At 63.3% G+C, this 860-nt stretch carries 1 protein-coding gene; it reads right to left on the reverse strand.

Features of this window, described 5'->3' with window-relative positions; all coding sequences use genetic code 11:
• Window positions 1–860, reverse strand: an 860-nt coding sequence (locus NP596_RS21640; protein WP_256617443.1) for a condensation domain-containing protein, incomplete at both ends; no start/stop codon positions are given.

Below are 860 nucleotides of genomic sequence, written 5' to 3' on the forward strand. Positions count from 1 at the left end.
GCAAGGCATGAAACAAAATCCCCTGTTGCATGGGCGACAGGGGGTAGAGGTCTTCGATTTGGCGGTGTGCGACCGGCAGGGCGTCGAGCTGGGCTTGATTGAGCCGGGCCAGCGGCACGTCGCTGGGGGTCAGCTGAGTCTCGGCTTCGTGGCAGTGGTCGAGCAGCTGATCCAGGTGGGTCCGGTAACGTTGCAACAGCGTGGCGATGGTGTGTGTTTGGTAGCGTTGGCCGCTGTAACTCCACTGCAGCCGCAGTTGGCCTTGGTAGATTTCGCCGTTGATTTCCAGTTCGTTGCCCAGCGGCGCTTCGGGGTCGCGTTCGTCGCCGCTGTCTTCGCCGGCCGGGCGCAGGAGCGCTGCGGCGTCGAAGCTGCTGTCGAGTTGGCCGAGGTAGTTGAAGGTCACGTTGGGTTTGTCGCAATGCGGGCCTTGCCCAGGCTGTGCTAAACGCCCTGAAGCGCATCGGCCGGCTTCGGCTGCCGGTTGATGCTGATCAATCGGGTCGTGTTGAATGTTGTGGCTTAGGTAGTGCAATACGCCATAGCCCAATCCATTGTCCGGGACGCTCCGCAGTTGCTCCTTGACGGTTTTGATAGTTTCCGCCCAGTCCCGGCCGACGCTGAGTTTGACCGGGTACAGGCTGGTGAACCAGCCGATGCTGCGGCTGAGGTCGAGGGCGCTGTGATTGCTGTGGTGGCGACTGGCGTTGATGCCTTGTGTGGCTTGCGCTTGGGCGTCGGCTTCGCGGCCGTGGCCTTCGAGTTCGATGCCGATGTCGGCCTGGCCGGTCCATTCGCCGAGGCTGCGGGCCAGGGCGGCCAGCAGCAGTTCCTGGATGCGGGTGCGGTAGGCACCGTTG

This window comes from Methylomonas rivi (assembly GCF_024505165.1).
Lineage (GTDB): Bacteria > Pseudomonadota > Gammaproteobacteria > Methylococcales > Methylomonadaceae > Methylomonas > Methylomonas rivi.